Source organism: Bacteroides muris (ex Fokt et al. 2023), assembly GCF_024704895.1.
Taxonomy (GTDB): Bacteria; Bacteroidota; Bacteroidia; order Bacteroidales; family Bacteroidaceae; genus Bacteroides; species Bacteroides muris.
In genome coordinates this window covers 38,339-55,347 of sequence record NZ_JAMZEE010000005.1, presented here as the reverse complement: position 1 = coordinate 55,347, position 17,009 = coordinate 38,339, and the positions used below count along the sequence as shown (strand labels likewise).

Below are 17,009 nucleotides of genomic sequence, written 5' to 3'. Positions count from 1 at the left end.
TTGAAAAATGAAAAGACTGATTGTTTTATTGGTTATGATATGTGGCATGATGCCCCTGCTTTGGGCTAGTGATGGATGTGACCAACATCTGTCACCCGAAGAGTTCCGTGCCAGACAAAAAGCGTTTATCACCGAGAAAGCTGGACTGACAAGTGAGGAAGCGGACAAGTTCTTCCCATTGTATTTTGAATTGCAAGACCGGAAGAAACAGCTCAATGACGAGGCTTGGAAACTGCTCCGGCAAGGGAAAGACGAAAAAACAACCGAAGCCCAGTATGAGGAAATTATGGAAGGCGTATATGATGCCCGTATTGCTTCTGACCGGTTGGACAAGACCTACTTTGATAAATTCAAGAAGATATTGTCTTGTAAAAAGATTTATCTGGTGCAAAGAGCTGAAATGCGTTTCCATCGTGATCTGCTGAAAGGCATGCATAAAAAGGGGGATGCTTCTCCACGGAAAACACAAGGGAAAAGATGAATAGTGAATGAATACAAATTAAGAAAGGTTGCCACAATGATGTGAGCAACCTTCTTTTTAAATGATAGATACCTCGTTTTGGCCTTGCTAAACCTCTACTTTAGTTCCCTAAACCTTTGCTTTAGCCCGCTAAACCTGACCTTTAGAAGAATCATCTTGTTTGCTTTCTTTTTCCAGTGCTTTCGCTTCATTCCATAGCTTATCCATTTCTTCCAGCGTCATGTCATGGAGGTTTTTGCCCTCCTTGATGCTGTGCGCTTCTACATAGTTGAATCGGTTGATGAACTTCTGGTTGGTGCGTTCCAGCGCATTGTCCGGATTGATTTTGTAGAGGCGGGCAGCATTGATGAGGCTGAACATGACATCGCCGAATTCAGCTTCAGCCTTTTCTTTATCCATGTGGGCGACTTCAGCCTGGAATTCTTGGATTTCTTCTTTTACCTTATCCCACACCTGCTCGCGTTCCTCCCAGTCAAATCCTACATTACGGGCCTTGTCCTGGATACGATAGGCCTTGATGAGTGAGGGTAGGGCAGCGGGTACACCGCTCAGCACTGTTTTGTTCCCATCTTTTTCCTTCAATTTTAGCTGTTCCCAGTTTTCAGAAACCTGGCCTGCGGTTTCGGCCTTTACATCACCGAATACGTGCGGATGGCGGAAGATAAGCTTTTCGCAAAGACAGTCGCAAACATCCTTCATGTCGAAATCATCGGATTCACTGCCTATCTTGGCATAAAATGCTACGTGCAGCAGTACGTCGCCCAGCTCTTTGCAGATGTCATTCTTGTCATCGCGTATCAGGGCGTCGCAAAGTTCATAAGTCTCTTCGATGGTATTGGGGCGCAGGCTTTCGTTGGTCTGCTTGCGGTCCCAGGGACATTTCTCGCGCAGCTCGTCGAGTATGTCGAGGAAGCGGCCGAAGGCTTCCATTTGTTCTTTTCTTGTATGCATGATTATATTGTTTAATGTACCATTTATATTGTTTATTCTTCCGGAATTACTTTCCCGTGGTTCTTCCATTCTTCGTAAGAGATAAGCAATCCTATTACTTCCGAATAGTTCTTGCGTCCGCTTTGAATCTTGTTTCCTTTAAGGTACAAGTCGTAGATAAAGTTCTGGATGTCTCCGATGAGCGGACTGTATTTCTCCATCCAGTATTGCTGGTTCTTTTGAGCCAGGTCCATGATTTCAGGACGTATCCTATTAAATAGTTCTGTATATTCTTCTTCGCTCATCAGTCGGCGGGCGTTACCCAGCACATGTGATAGCACGGAAAGATAGCCGCTGAAACGAATCTCTTTCACCTGCGAACGGGTGCAGACCTGGTAAGCGTAGAAGTTGGCTTCTGCCTCGCTGGTGATGCCTAAAAGGTGTGCCAGCTCGTGGGCATAAGTAGCGGGATATTGCGATGGTAGCAAATCACCGTTCAGTGTAAATTCGCAGAAGAAAGGTCCCATACTTCCCGTAACACCGACCATGGAAATGAACGGAGTGAAAAGCATGGTCTTTACGCGCGGAGAGGAGTGGGGAGGGCGGTGTATCCCCAGCGTATCGCTGATTTGGTTGTATCCGTGTACGCTTTCCCGGCAGACCAATGGTTCGTCAATGGAGGTGACATCTGTATAGGAAGCATTCAGCTTGTCGATATAGTTGTCTACAAATGACTGAAAGATTTCGGGAGTATAGGCAGTATAAGGAATGTTTGTCCTGCCATAAAAGTCCTTTTGTGAGTAGTTCAGTCCCCATGCCAGATAGAACCATGCATATATCCACAGCAAGTATTCCATTTCGTTCAGCAGAATCTGTTTCCACTTTTTCTTTTGGATATAGCGTGCCCTGATTGGATTGAAAAGAAGTCCGAGTACACTGAGGAAAATAAACAAGTCGCCTATGGCAAAAGGCATGAGTTTTGAAAAGGAGGACAAGAAATGGGAAATCACCGGATATACAGACTGTGCATATACTTCTCCCAATATTGGAATGAGCTGCGTTGCCCATACAACAGACAGTAATACGATTAATACGACATACCGGATTTTCAATTTGTCTCTCATTTTTATTTTCAACCTACCATTAAGAGGACTATCGACCTCTAACTCCTAAGCCCGGAGGGCGATAACTCCCTTTAACTCCTACTAACTCCTGACTCATTTTGTAGGGACAAAAATATATATTTAAATTTTAATTCATTAATTTTGCGCCCGTTATTCGCAATAAATTAATTATAGAGATTTAAAAACATGGAATTAGCAAGTAAGTACAATCCCGCTGACGTGGAGGGAAAGTGGTACCAGTATTGGTTGGACCACAAATTATTCAGTTCGAAACCCGATGGTCGTGAGCCTTACACCGTCGTCATCCCGCCCCCCAACGTCACTGGTGTGTTGCATATGGGACACATGCTTAATAATACCATACAAGATATTCTGGTACGCCGCGCCCGTATGGAAGGCAAGAATGCCTGCTGGGTGCCGGGAACCGACCATGCATCCATTGCTACCGAGGCCAAGGTGGTGAATAAGCTTGCCGCACAAGGCATCAAGAAGACGGACCTTACCCGCGACGAGTTCTTGAAGCACGCCTGGGAATGGACCGATGAACACGGTGGCATCATCTTGAAGCAGCTCCGCAAGCTGGGCGCTTCCTGCGATTGGGACCGTACGGCTTTTACTATGGACGAGAAACGCAGTGAAAGCGTGCTCAAGGTCTTTGTCGACTTGTATAACAAAGGTTTGATTTACCGTGGTGTCCGCATGGTGAACTGGGACCCGAAGGCGCTGACTGCTCTTAGTGACGAGGAAGTTATCTACAAGGAAGAACACAGCAAGCTGTACTATCTGAAGTACATGGTAGAAGGTGACCCCGAAGGACGTTATGCAGTGGTTGCTACCACCCGTCCCGAAACCATCATGGGAGATACTGCCATGTGTATCAATCCGAATGACTCCAAGAATACTTGGTTGAAGGGCAAGAAGGTGATTGTTCCGTTGGTAGGACGCGTGATTCCGGTCATTGAGGACGATTATGTAGACATCGAGTTCGGTACCGGTTGCCTGAAGGTAACCCCTGCCCATGATGTGAACGACTACATGCTGGGTGAAAAGTATAACCTGCCGAGCATCGACATCTTCAATGATAACGGAACGCTTAGTGAAGCTGCCGGCTTGTATATCGGCATGGACCGTTTCGATGTGCGCGAGCAGATTGAGAAGGACCTGGCTGCTGCCGGATTGCTGGAAAAAGTGGAAGCCTATACCAACAAGGTAGGTTTCTCCGAACGTACCAATGTGCCCATCGAACCGAAGCTTTCCATGCAATGGTTCCTGAAGATGCAGCACTTTGCCGACATGGCTTTGCCGCCGGTAATGAATGATGAATTGAAGTTCTATCCTGCCAAATATAAGAACACGTACAAGAACTGGCTGGAAAATATCAAGGACTGGTGTATCAGCCGCCAGTTGTGGTGGGGACACCGTATTCCTGCCTATTTCTTGCCGGAAGGTGGCTATGTAGTGGCTGCCACTCCCGAAGAAGCCTTGGCTTTGGCAAAAGAGAAAACGGGTAATGCCGGTCTTAAACAGGAAGACCTTCGTCAAGACGAAGACTGCTTGGATACTTGGTTCTCTTCCTGGCTGTGGCCTATCTCTTTGTTTGACGGTATCAATAATCCGGGCAATGAGGAAATCAGCTACTATTATCCTACCAGCGACTTGGTGACCGGTCCGGACATTATCTTCTTCTGGGTAGCCCGTATGATTATGGCAGGCTATGAGTACGAAGGCAAGATGCCGTTCAAGAACGTTTATTTTACGGGTATTGTCCGTGACAAGCTGGGACGTAAGATGTCCAAGTCGTTGGGTAATTCTCCCGACCCGCTGGATTTGATTGAGAAATACGGTGCCGATGGTGTACGTATGGGCATGATGCTTTCAGCTCCTGCTGGCAATGACATCCTCTTTGACGATGCACTGTGTGAGCAAGGACGTAACTTCAATAATAAGATATGGAACGCTTTCCGTCTGATTAAAGGTTGGGAAGTCAGTGCGGAAGTTCCGGTACCGGAAGCTTCAGAACTGGCAATACGCTGGTTTGAGGCCAAGCAGAATGAAGTGGCTGCCGAAGTGGCTGATTTGTTCAGCAAGTACCGTTTGAGTGAAGCGCTGATGGCTGTTTACAAACTGTTCTGGGACGAATTCTCTTCCTGGTATCTGGAAATGATTAAACCGGCATACGGCCAGCCCATCAACCGGAAAGTGTATGAAGCAACTATCGGTTTCTTTGATAACTTGTTGCATCTGCTCCATCCGTTCATGCCATTTATTACAGAGGAGTTGTGGCAGCATCTTTGCGACCGTACAGACGGTGAGAGCTTGATGGTAAGCCCGTTGTCAATGTCGGCATTGGTAGATGAGGATATCATCCGGGAGTTTGAAGTGGTGAAAGAGGTTATCAGCAATATCCGTTCCATCCGTTTGCAGAAGAACATCGCCCAAAAAGAGGCACTTGAGTTGCAGGTTATCGGTGAGAATCCGGTTGTGGCGTTCAACGCGGTTGTTACGAAAATGTGTAACCTTTCGTCCATCAATGTGGTGGAGAACAAGGCCGACGGTGCTGCTTCCTTCATGGTAGGTACTACGGAATATGCCGTACCTTTGGGTAACATGATTGACGTGGAAGCCGAGATAGCCCGTATGGAGGCTGAACTGAAGCACAAGGAAGGATTCCTGCAAGGCGTATTGAAGAAGTTGGGTAACGAGAAGTTTGTGAATAATGCTCCTGCCGCCGTTCTTGAGATGGAACGCAAGAAGCAGGCAGATGCTGAAAGTATCATCAAATCTCTCAAGGAAAGTATTGCAGCATTGAAAAAGGCATAACTGTCCATCACATAAAACAGAGAAAAAGCTCCGGAACCTTCAACTCCGGAGCTTTTTTTAGCGGTATAATGAACTGTTTATTTGAACAGTTCTGCTACGCACCACATCAGGCGTGCGGTGGTGTGTGTCCAGATTTCCTTGTAAGTGCAGTTATTTTGCATCGGGAAGTAGGGTTCGTCCTCATTTTCGAATGTTTCGATTCCTACGGGCACGGCTCCCACAACATTTCCGGCGTATGCCCCGTAAAGCGGCGGATAGTCATATCCGTCTCCATAAACGGTACTCATGGCAAACGGGTTGTAGCCTAATATGTATTCTACCTGGCGGGTTGCAATATCCCTTAACGCTTTGTCGTTGAATAGGCGTGCAAGAATAAAGGCTGCTTTGGCTTTGCCCATGACAACAGCGTGGAATCCCCTGAACTGATAGGCGACGGGGAAACGGCGCAGATAGAAATCCTTCGAGAGAGGGATGCCGTTGCGCACTTGTGTATTGTATTCTTCCAGGCTGGGAAGCCCTACCTGCTCTCCTTCGTGGTACAGATTCTTATAATCGGTATTATCCACCTCGTATACGGCGCTTGGCAGTATGCCGTACGGCTCAATCAGTTGTGAAATCCCGCGTAGATAGTCTGCATAGGCTTCACAGGATGCCTTCCACAACGGGGCGTCCGGATGGGTGGGGGCATCTGTCAGTAGCATCGAGAGTCCTTCGGCCATCAAGTGCTCTTGGCTTTGGTGATAATAGGCCAGAATACGCTTTTTCCGGGAAGATTCATAGAAGAAACCTCGCAGGGGGATTTTCCAGTCGGTACGCTTTTCCAACTGTTGGCCCGCCATGACGGTACGTGCCAGCCGGGTTGCCCAGTCCAGATAGTAAACATCTTGTGTAAGGCGGTACAAACGCATGGCTGTGACGGTGGCAAGGGCATAAAGTTCGGTTTCGTTCTGTTCCGTCCTTTGTGTATCCAGCAGGTCGATGGCGAATTGGAAATCCTCAATGGCACTGTTCCGGCACCACCGGGCAAACACCGGGTCTTTCTTTTCAAAATGAGGGGCGGCGAGTGCGCAACTGGAAGCGGCTTTCAGATTGTCCGTAGGCGTATTTCGTGCTTCTGTCTGCATGTCGTCTTTGTCACCACGGATATTCTTTGTCCAAATGCCGATAATCAGTCCGCCCAGTCGGTAGCCGTCACCGAAGCGGGTACGCAGAATCCAGTTCACTCCCCAGCGTGCCTCTTCCAGCAGGCGTTCGTAGAAGATACTGTCTTTGCCTTGTACGGCACCGGCCATTTCGAGGAGGGCGATGCACGATTCGGCTGTATTTCCCGTTCCTTGAGTCAGGTCGGCTGCATCGTGCCATCCTCCGGCAATACTCATGCTCCGTCCGTCGGGATGATAGGCGAATACATCCTGATGGCATTCCTGATGAATGCCGGGCTGGTCGAAACCGCAACGTTCGGAAAAGAAGAAGTTCAGCGTGTGCCAGGCGGTAGACAGGTAGGCATCATTTCCGATGGGGAAAGGCTTTGATTGTACGTCGCCGATGGAGAGGAAGTATTGTCCGGGCGTATTGAAACTGCTGAAGTCCAGCACAAGAAATCCTTTGTCCTGCTTCTTGTCCTGATTCAGAGGACTGGCCTTACCTTGATAAACGGTTTGTCCCGTGGCGGCATCGTGTAGGCTGAAAGTCCTTTCCGGTACGTGCTGCACCAAAGCCTGCTTGCGTGCTCCCGGCTTGTATCCGCTGTGGCAGTAGGCCATTGCATCTTTTCGCAGGTCGAATCCCCGGCTGTTTTCCGCTTCTACCTTTTCGATGCGCATGTCGTCTATGTATAGGCTCATGTGTTCGCTGGCTCCTGCAGGAGCACCTGCCAGCATGATGTTTACCGAAAAGCCGGTGACACAATCACGGTATAGGTCCGGTATTTCCCATATGATGTGCTGCCATTTGTTGGGATAGACAGTCTCGAAGTGTTGTCCTTCAAAGCGTCCGGGAGTCGGCATGATTTTCTCCCCTTCATTGTATAGGGTGAATCCGGCAAAGGTCAGATAAACGCCCGGTGCATCCACATATACCCAAACGGAAAAGCGGTTGTATTCCCGCAAGTCTTCCCGGTCGAGGGGACGGATAATCTCCGGGGTGGCGTAATTCCGGTTTGTTGGATTCTTCTTGCCCAAGGAGGCAGGAGTGTCCAGACGGACACTTCCTTTGCCTGAGACAGTGACTTTACGGTCTACATGTATGGTTCCGGGTCCGGTATGGCGCAGAGCACCGAAATCTTCGGCCAGAGGGAGTACCCTGCTTTTCAATACCTCTTTCTTTTCCCACCGCGTCAGTCCGGCGTGTGCGGGATTAGCTTTCATTATGCGGTGCACATGATTGCTTTGCTGTAATTGTTTCTCCAGTTCCGTATCGGGTTTCCACGGAGCTTGTGCTTGTGCCTGCATGCAGCAGCATGCCAGCAGCAGTGTTCGGATGATGTATTTCATGGTATTCAGTGTTTGGTTTCAGGGTAAGCATGAAAAGGAGCCTTGAACTCCGGACGTAATGTATAAGTATCCTTCAGTGGGAAATCTGTGGGAACTTCTTGGGTGACGGCACCGGTGGCAGCCCATTCGCATCCCCGGAGTAAAGTCACCTGGAAACCGGTGCAGCGCATGGAGTAAGTCATGTTCGGGTCGTTGCCGCAGTGCCCCAGGAGGTCGACGAATATGCGCCCTTTCCCGTAGCTTACTGTCCACATCAACGGTTCATGCCGTCCGCGTTCGTAGGCGGTGGCCAATATTTCCATGTTTCTTACCGGACTGCGTAGGCGGGTATATATCTCGTCCTTGAAGTGTTTCCATTGAGGAGGCAATCCTTGCAGGATAGGATGATGGGGGGCGCGATGTTCTATGACGGTTTCGTGCTGCAAGCCGTGGTAGCCGGCATACCCCGGAGAGTAGTCGTAGACGTATTGTCCGTCTTTCCAGTACAGATACGGACCGTCCTTTTCGTTTCGTCCGTCCCAGGCCCCCATGCCTATTATCTCGTTGTATTCTTTCCAGTCGGCCATCGGGACGACGGAGGAATGTATCACTACCACACCGCCTCCATCGGCAACGTATTTCTCGAAATTCTTGCGTACGGGTTCTGTCCATGTAGCTCCGCCGTAGTTGATGACGATTAAATCATATTGGTGGAAATCGGGTTTGAAGGTGGCGATGTCTCCACCAAAGTCGGGTGTAAAGGCAAAGTCCACTTTGAACATTCCGCTGTTTTCCAATATCTGCTTCATGGCTTCGCAGGCGCCTTGCCAGTAATGGCTGCCGTCCTGCCCGGCTATCATCATGGTTTTGATTACTTTCTTTTGCTGTGCGTGTGTGTGCGAGGCAGCTCCTATATAAATAAGGAGTACCAGGATAAGTGTCAGTCTTGTTTTCATTTTCCGGAAGATTTAAAGTTTTTGCCAATAGGGTTCCATTCTATACGGTCGTAGCAGCGTGTGGTGCGCAGATTGTAACCTTGTTCGTCTACGCTGAACTTTCCGTCTTTGAAGTAGGATATGTAGAGCTCGGAGATGCCGTCCTTGTTGCGGTCTTCTACAAGGAGATTGTACTTGTCGGTGACATAAATCTCGTCGGAAATGTATTGTATTTCTTTGGTATAGTTGTCTACGATTGCATAGTAGGCCTTGAAAAGGTCGAAAGTGGGGTAGTGTCCGTTGTCACGTCCGAAAAGCATTACTTCTTCAAGGGCATCGTCCCCGTCCATATTGGCAAGTACGGATTGCTGAAAGGAAAATCCCGGTTTTTGTACTTGTGGAGGGATATTGTCCCATCCTTCCTGATGGGCTGTCACTGAAAATTGCGCTTGTGCATGGATGACGTACACCAGCGCCGACAATAGGATAATCAGTTTTCTCATTGCGTGCATTTTGAGGTTATGATAATAATAGGGTTACTTCTTGCTTATATGACCGGTGGCCCGGAGTTTTCCCTAACTTTTTTTAGAATAATTAATGAATACGGGATGTATAGGGACTTAGTGCCTCTCCCATCAGGACTGAACCGGTCTGACCCGTATACTGAGAGGTCATAACATCCGCATCCTTTCCATTAAAACACCCGGATGTTTTTGGGTAATACATCCGGGTGTTTTGGGTGAAAACATCCCCATGTATTGGGGTAAAACATTCGGATGTTTTGACCTCTCAGTCCTATACTCTTTAGGGCTAAGTCCCGGTGTGTAGCCGGCACGGTATAGGGGACGTTCTGCTTGTGTATGGTCTTAATGCGAGGTGAGCAGGTGCATCAATATCAGTGGCAGATAATCTTTCAGCTTGACCCTTAATATCTTCAAAGCCTGCTGAATGCGGTAGTCTACCGTTTTGGGGGAAACGTTGAGTAGTTCGGCAGCTTCCTTGTAACTCAGATTCTGGAAACGATGCATGATGAAAGCTTCCCTATAAGTAGGCGGCAGTTCGTTGATGGCCCTTTGTATATGCTTGCTTAATTCGTTGATTTGATAGATATCCACCTCCTGCAGCATGGCGAACATTCGTTCATAGTAAGCGGTGTCTGCCCGTTGCTTCACTTCATTTTGGGCAATCCGGGTCATGCAACGATGGTAGACAGCCTTGAACAGATATTGCTTGAGCGAATATTCGATAACGGGTCTTTCTCGGTTTTCCCAAAGCCATAGCATGACGTCCTGAACAATCTCTTCTGCATCTTCCAACCGGACAAAACGATAGCAGTAGGTGCAGAGCACTGAATAGTACTTTTGAAATAACACATCAAAAGCACTTCTATCTCCTTTTTGTATGGCGGATAATAAAGATGTATCTTCTAATGGTATGTTTCTCATAGGGTGGGGGTTCATTATTGTTGGGCAAAAATAGCTTTTTTTCCTATTATAATCTAAGTATATAAAATATTTTTAGTTTTTTGTTTAGGAGTTCTTTTCACCCGTTTGTCTTTAGATTAAAGCTAGCAATAAAAATTATGGTAAAAAGAGAGGGAATGGAGAACCTGCTTCTCAGCTATTATGAAGGAGAGACAACGGAGGATGAAACTGCTCTGGTAGAGGAGTGGCTGGAAGCATCGGAAGAGAACCGCAGGACAGCCCGCCAGGTTCAGACACTCGGTCTGGCGGCGGACATGGCGCAGATTTCATCCAGGCTGGATGTAAAGAAGGCCTTGGAGGATGTACATCGTAAGATGAAACAGAAAAAGGTCAATAGGTATCAGGTATTATTTAGAGGGATGCAACGGGCGGCCGCCATTTTATTCATCCCTTTGATGGTATCGTGGTCTATCCTTTATTGGGACAAGGATAAAGAAGAGATACATATGATGGAAGTCAGGACAAATCCGGGAATGACTACTTCTGTCGAATTGCCGGATGGAACGGAAGTCGTTCTGAACTCGTCGTCGTCGTTGCGCTATCCTTCCCGATTTGCCGATGATAAAAGGGAAGTGAAGTTGGTGGGTGAAGCATTCTTTTCTGTCGCAAAAGATGAAAAGAAGTTCATTGTCGGCACGCTGAACAATTCCAAGATAGTGGTACATGGAACGGAGTTCAACGTAGAGGCTTACAAAGGGAGCAGGACGGTACAGACCACTTTGGTTTCGGGTAAAGTCAGTTTCTCCTATGTGAATAACGGCAGGAGAAATAATGTAATGATGATACCGGGGCAAAAGGTTATTTATGATATCGTGCGGGAAAAGGTCGTTGTGAAAGAAGTCAATGTAGACGTGGAAACATGTTGGAAGGACGGACGTTTGATTTTCAGGAACACTCCGTTTGAAGATATATTGAAGAGTTTGAGCAAAAGATATAATGTGGAATTCATTCTGAAAAAGGCTTCATTGAAGCAGAATTCCTTTACGGCTACATTTACCAAACAACGTTTGGAGCGAATATTGGAGCACTTCCGAATATCCTCGAATATTCATTTCAAGTTTGTTGAAGATGGTGATGTGGATGCCGAGAGACAGGTAATAGAAGTTTATTAACCCTTTAAAAAGTAGTATGATGAAACACAAGTCCGTTTAGAAAAACATGCAGGAAAATGTTGGCGCATTTTCCTGCATGAAACACAGTAACTTTTAAATATCTGTTTGGCGACAGATAAAGTAACTTTATTTTTTCACTAGAAATCAATACAAAATTATGAAAAAACACTATTGTATCCAATCATTTAGGGCAAAAAGTGTCCTGATGAGATGCATGAAAAAAATTCCTCTTGCTATGAGATGCACATTATTTATGTTGTTTTGTTTGGTTGGTATGACTTTTGCCAATGAAGGTTATGCTCAAAAGACAATGGTAAACATTGCTCTTGAGAACAAGACTGTTGATGAAGTACTGACGGAGCTGGAACAAGGTACCGAATTTGTTTTCTTCTACAACAACAAGCAGATTGACGTTAAGCGCCGTGTATCGGTCCGGGCAAATAACAAAACCATATTCAAGGTTCTGAACGATGTATTCAAAGGAACCAATATAGGCTATAAGATATTGGACCGTAATATAATCCTTTATGATAAAGCTGTAGGAGCTGATGGGGTACAGATGGCTTTGCAGGCTGCGACGGTGAAAGGTTCTGTGGTCGATGCAACCGGTGAACCGGTGATTGGTGCCAGTATCTTGGTGCAGGGAACTACCAACGGTGTCATAACAGACATTGACGGTAATTTCATTCTGACCAATGTGGGCTCTGATGCTACTCTTATAATAAGCTATGTAGGTTATAAGACACAAAACATAAAGGTTGCAGGCCGAAATTCGTTCAAGATAGTTTTGGTAGAAGATGCTGAGATATTGGATGAAGTGGTTGTTGTAGGATATGGTGTACAGAAGAAAGAATCACTGACCGGTGCCATTGCAGCCATTGGTGCTGATGAAATAGCTACGACCAAGACCGAGAATCTGATTAGCAATATTCAAGGTAAGATGCCGGGACTATTGATTCGCCAGAAAACCGGAGAGCCGGGAACTTTCGACAATATGGTGAGCATTCGCGGTTATGGTGACCCGTTGGTGGTAATTGATGGTATCACGCGTGAAGGTACTGAAGAACTTGCACAGCTGAATTCTGAGGATATAGAAAGTATCTCTATTTTGAAAGATGCTTCTGCCGCTATTTATGGTATGAATGCGGCTAATGGCGTAATCATTGTTACTACCAAAAAAGGTGTGGCCGAAAAGACCAGAGTATCTTACTCGGCATTGTTCGGTATGAAGAATGCCACGGGTATGGAAGAAACGGTAGATGCTTATACTTATCGCATGTTGGCCAATGAAAGGGCACGTAATGACCAGGCTGCCCCTGAATACACTGACGATATTCTGGAACTGTATAGAACCGGGGCTAAGGGTTATACAGACAATAACTGGATTGACATGTTTATGAATAAACTGGCGTTCCAGCAATCGCATACTGTTTCTGTGAGAGGTGGAACGGATAAGGTGAAATATTATGTGAGCTTCGGCTATAATGGCGATAATGGTTTGCTGAAGAGTGGTATCCAATACTATCATAGATATAATCTGAGAAGTAACCTGACTGCAGAGCTTACGAAAGGGCTGAAACTGAATGTGAATCTGTCCGGGCGTTGGGATGAAACCCAAAGGCCGAGAGAGGATTTTATGTGGACTTTTAAGACTTTGATGGTTAATGACCGTGGTATCGGTACTCATACGATTAATAATCCCAATCATTTGTCTGCAATCGGTCCTGAAAACAAGAATCCTTTTGCGTTGGTTGATCCGGATATAGACGGTTATCGCAAGAACAGAGGCCTGACGTATTCTGCCGATGTGGAATTGAATTGGCAAGTTCCTTTTGTAAAAGGGTTGGCATTGAGTCTTTTGGGGTCATTTGACGGTAACAATCGTAACAACTCTTCTTTAAATCGTTCTTATCCGTTGTATGATTATTATACAGATGCGCCTGCCGGTACGGGAGGTAGTACTGATGCTTATTCCAATACGATGAGAATATATCAGAAGATTTATGGTAGGTTGCAGGCTAATTATATGCGTTCTTTCAATCAGCACAATTTGAATGTGACAGCTGTGGCAGAGTTGAGCAGTACACGACGCGATGAATTATCCGGTTCCCGGCAATATTCAGAGTTATTTACTAATGATATTTTGAATCAGGCAAGTCCGGGTACAGCTACCAATTCAGGGTATCGTAGTTTTGGCCGTTTAGCAGCCTATCTGATGCGTGCGAACTATGATTATGCCGGTAAATACTTGTTGGAAGTAGTAGGGCGTTATGATGGTTCTTATCGTTATGCTCCTTCTAAGCGTTGGACGTTCTTCCCGTCGGTAAGTGCCGGATGGCGACTTTCGGAAGAAAGTTTCATCAAGGACAATTTGCCGTTTATTACTAATTTGAAAATCAGGGGTTCTTTTGGGCAAAGTGGATATGATGCCGGTGATCCTTTCCAATATGTATCTGCTTATAATTCGGCTTCCAATGGTTATGTTTTTGATGGTACCAGCCAGATTATGGGTATGGTAGCTCCTGGTGTAGTGACCGACCGGCTTTCTTGGGTTACATCTTCTATTTCCAATGTAGGTCTGGATTTTGACTTATGGAATGGTAAGTTGAGTGGTACTATCGAGTGGTTCAATCGTAAGAATGAAGGCATTTTGGCCGACCGTGCACAATCTGCTCCTGATACATTTGGTGCAAGTTTCCCGAAGGAAAATCTGAATTCTAACCGGAACCGGGGTTTTGAGATTGAATTGGGACACAGAGGACAAATCGGTAAGGACTTCTCATATTCAGTAAGTGCTAATTTTACGTATGCACGTGAAAGAAGTCTGCATGTGGAACATGCCGAATATACCAGTTCTATGGATAGATGGCTGAATGGAAAGGAAAACCGTAACAGTAATGTGATGTGGTTGTATAAATACGATGGCCAATATACTTCTTTGGAACAGTATGAAACGGCTCCTTTGATTGGTGGGAACTTGGGTAACTCTAAGATGCTTCCGGGTAGTTACAGATTGCTTGACCTGAATGGTGATGGTAGAATTAACAGCAGTGACCGTGTTCCGGAGTTTTGGGCAACCGGTGCAAATCCTCCTATCCAGTATGGGTTGACTTTGGCGGCTTCTTATAAGAATTTTGATCTCAATATGCTGTTTCAAGGAGCTTCCGGTTACTCCATCGGATATGCCAATGATGATGTTTGGGGATATGGTGGCAAGACAAATAAATCTTATTTAATTGCGAAATATGTAGATCGTTGGCATCCTGCAAATATAACAGATGATCCGTATAATCCTGCCACACAATGGGTAGCCGGCTATTATCCGGCATTACGCCACAATTTCTCTAATACTTCGGATAATGGTAGTAGATGGAATTATGGTATTTCCGTTTGGCTTCCGCAAGCTACTTATCTCCGTTTGAAGAGTATGGAGATCGGTTACAATCTGCCAAAATCATTTATGAAAAGAATCGGGTTGAACAGTGCCCGTATCTTTGTCAATGGTTCAAATCTGCTTACGTTCTGTAACAAGGCTTTGAAGGATGCTGACCCCGAACGTGAGGAAAGGGATTGGGGAGCCAACCTGGCATATCCGTTGATGAGAACTTATAACTTTGGGTTAAACATAAACTTTTAATTCTGAAATACCATGAAAAAAAATATTTTATCGATATTCTCGTTATGTGCATTGATGGGATTGTCCGGTTGTAATGCCTTCTTGGAACTTGAACCGCTGGATAAAGTGTCTCCCGAGCAGTTATTGGAGACAGAAGGTGGTGTAAAGGCACTATTGGCAAACATATATACCATGATTCCTATGGAAGATTTTAATTATCGTCCGAACAATGGTTTTAATCAACGCGGTTATGATGGTGTGAATGAAACTACTAATTTGGCATTTCTCACCGACGAAGCTACCCGTAGTGACGGAGGAGTGGGTATAGGTTATGAAGGATTCAATTATTGGCCCTATGGAGATATTCGTCAGGTGAATATTTTTATGCAGAATGTAGAGAAAGCCAAAGAAGCCGGAACAATTTCTGTTGCAGATGCGGATCGTATGACTGGTGAAGCCCATTTTGCACGTGCTTATATGTATTATGGGCTTGTAAAAAGATATGGCGGCGTTCCTCTGATTGACAAAGTGCAGGACGATGATTATGCCGATGGTGGACCGGGTGCTGTGGCAGTTCCCCGCAGTACAGAGTTGGATACTTGGAAATTTGTATTGAATGAGTGCACCCTTGCTGCCGCTACTTTGCCCGATGCGACTTCTGGTTCGGATTTGTATCGCGTAACCAAGTGGGCAGCTTATGCGTTGAAGTCAAGAGTTGCACTTCATGCAGCTTCTGTAGCCAAGTATTGGAATCTGGCACCTTTGGCTGGTGAGGCTGTCACTCAGAAACTGGTGGGTGGAATGACTTCTGCCGATGCCGATGCATTCTATAAAGAATGTATTGAAGCATCTAAGTTCCTTATAGAGAATTCCGGTAAATCCCTTTATAAGCCTGCTCCGGCTACTGTTAAGGAGGCTGCATCAAACTTCCAGGCCTTGTTCCTGAATGACCAGAATGAAGAGGTCATTTTCAGTAAAGCGTATCTTAATGGAACAACCAATACTAATCAGGGACATAGCTATGCCCAGTTTAATATCCTTCCTCAAGTCAATCCGGGCGCTCTGAAATATGGACGTTTCAATCCGATGTTGGAAATCGTTGATTTGTTTGAAGATTATACGGATGACGGCACGGGAAAAAGTGCAAAGATTGTAACTCGTACGGATGGGAATGAAGATGCTTATATCGCTAATTTCCATAATATGAATAATGCTTCTGTAGTGAACACCTTGATGTCGGTACCTTTTGTTAAATACAACGATTTGTATGAACCGTTTGCCAACAAGGATGCACGTCTGCTGGCAAGTGTGGTTGTGCCGGGTTCATCTTATGCCGGCACTGAGATTATTATCCAGGGCGGATTTATCAAGGACAATAATAGCTATGTGGCTTATTCAAACGAGTCTACTCAGAAAAATGGAACAACATATTATGCTTTAGGAGCCGAAGGTGAAACCATGTTCTCCGGATTTAATAATGTGAACAGTGGTGAGGATGCCAATTGGACTGCTACAGGTTTTGGAGTTCGTAAGTATATGCCCGAGGGCGAGAGCATGTCTCCCGACCGTCTTTCGTCCACTACCTCTTATATTGATATGCGTTTGGCAGAAGTCTACCTGAATTATGCTGAGGCTGTTGTGGAAAATGGTAGTGGATTGGGCGATAAGGAATTGGCTGGGAACTGTTTGAATGCTTTGCGACGTAGAGCCGGACACACCGACCGGATATCTTTGACATTAGAGAGTGTTTTGAAGGAACGTCGTGTGGAGATGGCGTTTGAAGGAAAGCGTTTTTGGGATATGAATCGTCGTAGGGAATTCCATACTGAGTTCAGCAATAATAGAATTCGTAAAGCTTTGGTGCCGATGCTTGACTTGCGTGGTGTAGAGCCTAAATATGTCTTTGCAAGGGTGAACTACTTTGGTGACGAAACAAGAGGAGGGCGTACTTTCCAGAACATCAACTACTATAGGGGCATACCTAATATTGCCACGAATGGTTTAGTTCAGAATCCAGGTCATTAATTTGAATAATA

General features: G+C 45.8%; 11 protein-coding genes. 5 read left to right on the top strand and 6 right to left on the bottom strand.

The window, feature by feature from the left end:
- The first annotated feature begins 7 nt into the window (after positions 1-7).
- Positions 8-481 carry a hypothetical protein gene (locus M1B78_RS03315; RefSeq protein ID WP_176468451.1) on the top strand — a complete coding sequence of 158 codons (474 nt, stop codon included), beginning with the start codon at positions 8-10 and terminating at the stop codon, positions 479-481.
- A 129-nt stretch (positions 482-610) separates the two neighbouring features.
- Here M1B78_RS03315 and mazG read toward each other — a convergent pair whose 3' ends face one another.
- Positions 611-1,435, bottom strand: a complete 825-nt coding sequence (gene mazG, locus M1B78_RS03310) for a nucleoside triphosphate pyrophosphohydrolase (protein ID WP_257939926.1) — start codon at positions 1,433-1,435, stop codon at positions 611-613.
- Positions 1,436-1,464: 29 nt separating this feature from the next.
- A complete protein-coding gene (locus M1B78_RS03305) occupies positions 1,465-2,535 on the bottom strand; it encodes a DUF3810 domain-containing protein (protein ID WP_257932106.1) in 1,071 nt (356 codons plus the stop codon).
- Positions 2,536-2,721: 186 nt separating this feature from the next.
- Here M1B78_RS03305 and M1B78_RS03300 point away from each other — a divergent pair, with 186 nt between their 5' ends.
- Entirely contained in the window at positions 2,722-5,355 is a 2,634-nt protein-coding gene (locus M1B78_RS03300) for a valine--tRNA ligase (protein WP_257939886.1), read from the top strand.
- Positions 5,356-5,432: 77 nt separating this feature from the next.
- On the opposite strand, the gene M1B78_RS03295 is transcribed toward M1B78_RS03300, so the two are convergent.
- The 4 genes from M1B78_RS03295 to M1B78_RS03280 form a co-directional block, all read right to left on the bottom strand.
- Complete coding sequence (locus tag M1B78_RS03295) at positions 5,433-7,847, bottom strand: glycoside hydrolase family 9 protein (RefSeq protein WP_257939885.1); 2,415 nt, start codon at positions 7,845-7,847, stop codon at positions 5,433-5,435.
- A gap of 5 nt (positions 7,848-7,852) precedes the next feature.
- Positions 7,853-8,782: a ThuA domain-containing protein gene (locus M1B78_RS03290; protein ID WP_257939884.1), complete on the bottom strand. Its 930-nt coding sequence runs from the start codon at positions 8,780-8,782 to the stop codon at positions 7,853-7,855.
- On the bottom strand, positions 8,779-9,273 hold the full coding sequence (locus M1B78_RS03285) for a hypothetical protein (RefSeq protein ID WP_346015106.1): 495 nt from the start codon (positions 9,271-9,273) through the stop codon (positions 8,779-8,781). The genes M1B78_RS03290 and M1B78_RS03285 overlap by 4 nt, the downstream gene beginning before the upstream one ends.
- A 354-nt stretch (positions 9,274-9,627) precedes the next feature.
- Positions 9,628-10,206 (bottom strand): RNA polymerase sigma-70 factor, encoded by a 579-nt coding sequence (locus M1B78_RS03280; protein ID WP_022401932.1) that lies wholly within the window; start codon positions 10,204-10,206, stop codon positions 9,628-9,630.
- A 137-nt stretch (positions 10,207-10,343) separates the two neighbouring features.
- Here M1B78_RS03280 and M1B78_RS03275 point away from each other — a divergent pair, with 137 nt between their 5' ends.
- From M1B78_RS03275 to M1B78_RS03265, 3 genes are all read left to right on the top strand, one after another.
- Positions 10,344-11,357: a FecR family protein gene (locus M1B78_RS03275; RefSeq protein WP_035457734.1), complete on the top strand. Its 1,014-nt coding sequence runs from the start codon at positions 10,344-10,346 to the stop codon at positions 11,355-11,357.
- A 235-nt stretch (positions 11,358-11,592) separates the two neighbouring features.
- The gene (locus tag M1B78_RS03270) at positions 11,593-14,994 is read left to right on the top strand and encodes a TonB-dependent receptor (RefSeq protein ID WP_242364375.1); all 3,402 of its coding nucleotides are present in this window, start codon (positions 11,593-11,595) and stop codon (positions 14,992-14,994) included.
- 12 nt (positions 14,995-15,006) lie between these two features.
- On the top strand, positions 15,007-16,998 hold the full coding sequence (locus M1B78_RS03265; RefSeq protein ID WP_257939882.1) for a RagB/SusD family nutrient uptake outer membrane protein: 1,992 nt from the start codon (positions 15,007-15,009) through the stop codon (positions 16,996-16,998).
- Positions 16,999-17,009: the final 11 nt, after the last annotated feature.

Excerpts from the sequence above, each read along its gene's own strand:
- M1B78_RS03290 (WP_257939884.1), bottom strand. The coding sequence starts at position 8,782 with ATGAAAACAAGACTGACACTTATCCTGGTACTCCTTATTTATATAGGA.
- M1B78_RS03295 (WP_257939885.1), bottom strand. The coding sequence starts at position 7,847 with ATGAAATACATCATCCGAACACTGCTGCTGGCATGCTGCTGCATGCAG.
- M1B78_RS03275 (WP_035457734.1), top strand. The coding sequence starts at position 10,344 with ATGGTAAAAAGAGAGGGAATGGAGAACCTGCTTCTCAGCTATTATGAA.
- M1B78_RS03315 (WP_176468451.1), top strand. The coding sequence starts at position 8 with ATGAAAAGACTGATTGTTTTATTGGTTATGATATGTGGCATGATGCCC.
- M1B78_RS03280 (WP_022401932.1), bottom strand. The coding sequence starts at position 10,206 with ATGAGAAACATACCATTAGAAGATACATCTTTATTATCCGCCATACAA.
- M1B78_RS03285 (WP_346015106.1), bottom strand. The coding sequence starts at position 9,273 with ATGCACGCAATGAGAAAACTGATTATCCTATTGTCGGCGCTGGTGTAC.
- M1B78_RS03305 (WP_257932106.1), bottom strand. The coding sequence starts at position 2,535 with ATGAGAGACAAATTGAAAATCCGGTATGTCGTATTAATCGTATTACTG.
- M1B78_RS03300 (WP_257939886.1), top strand. The coding sequence starts at position 2,722 with ATGGAATTAGCAAGTAAGTACAATCCCGCTGACGTGGAGGGAAAGTGG.
- M1B78_RS03265 (WP_257939882.1), top strand. The coding sequence starts at position 15,007 with ATGAAAAAAAATATTTTATCGATATTCTCGTTATGTGCATTGATGGGA.
- M1B78_RS03270 (WP_242364375.1), top strand. The coding sequence starts at position 11,593 with ATGAGATGCACATTATTTATGTTGTTTTGTTTGGTTGGTATGACTTTT.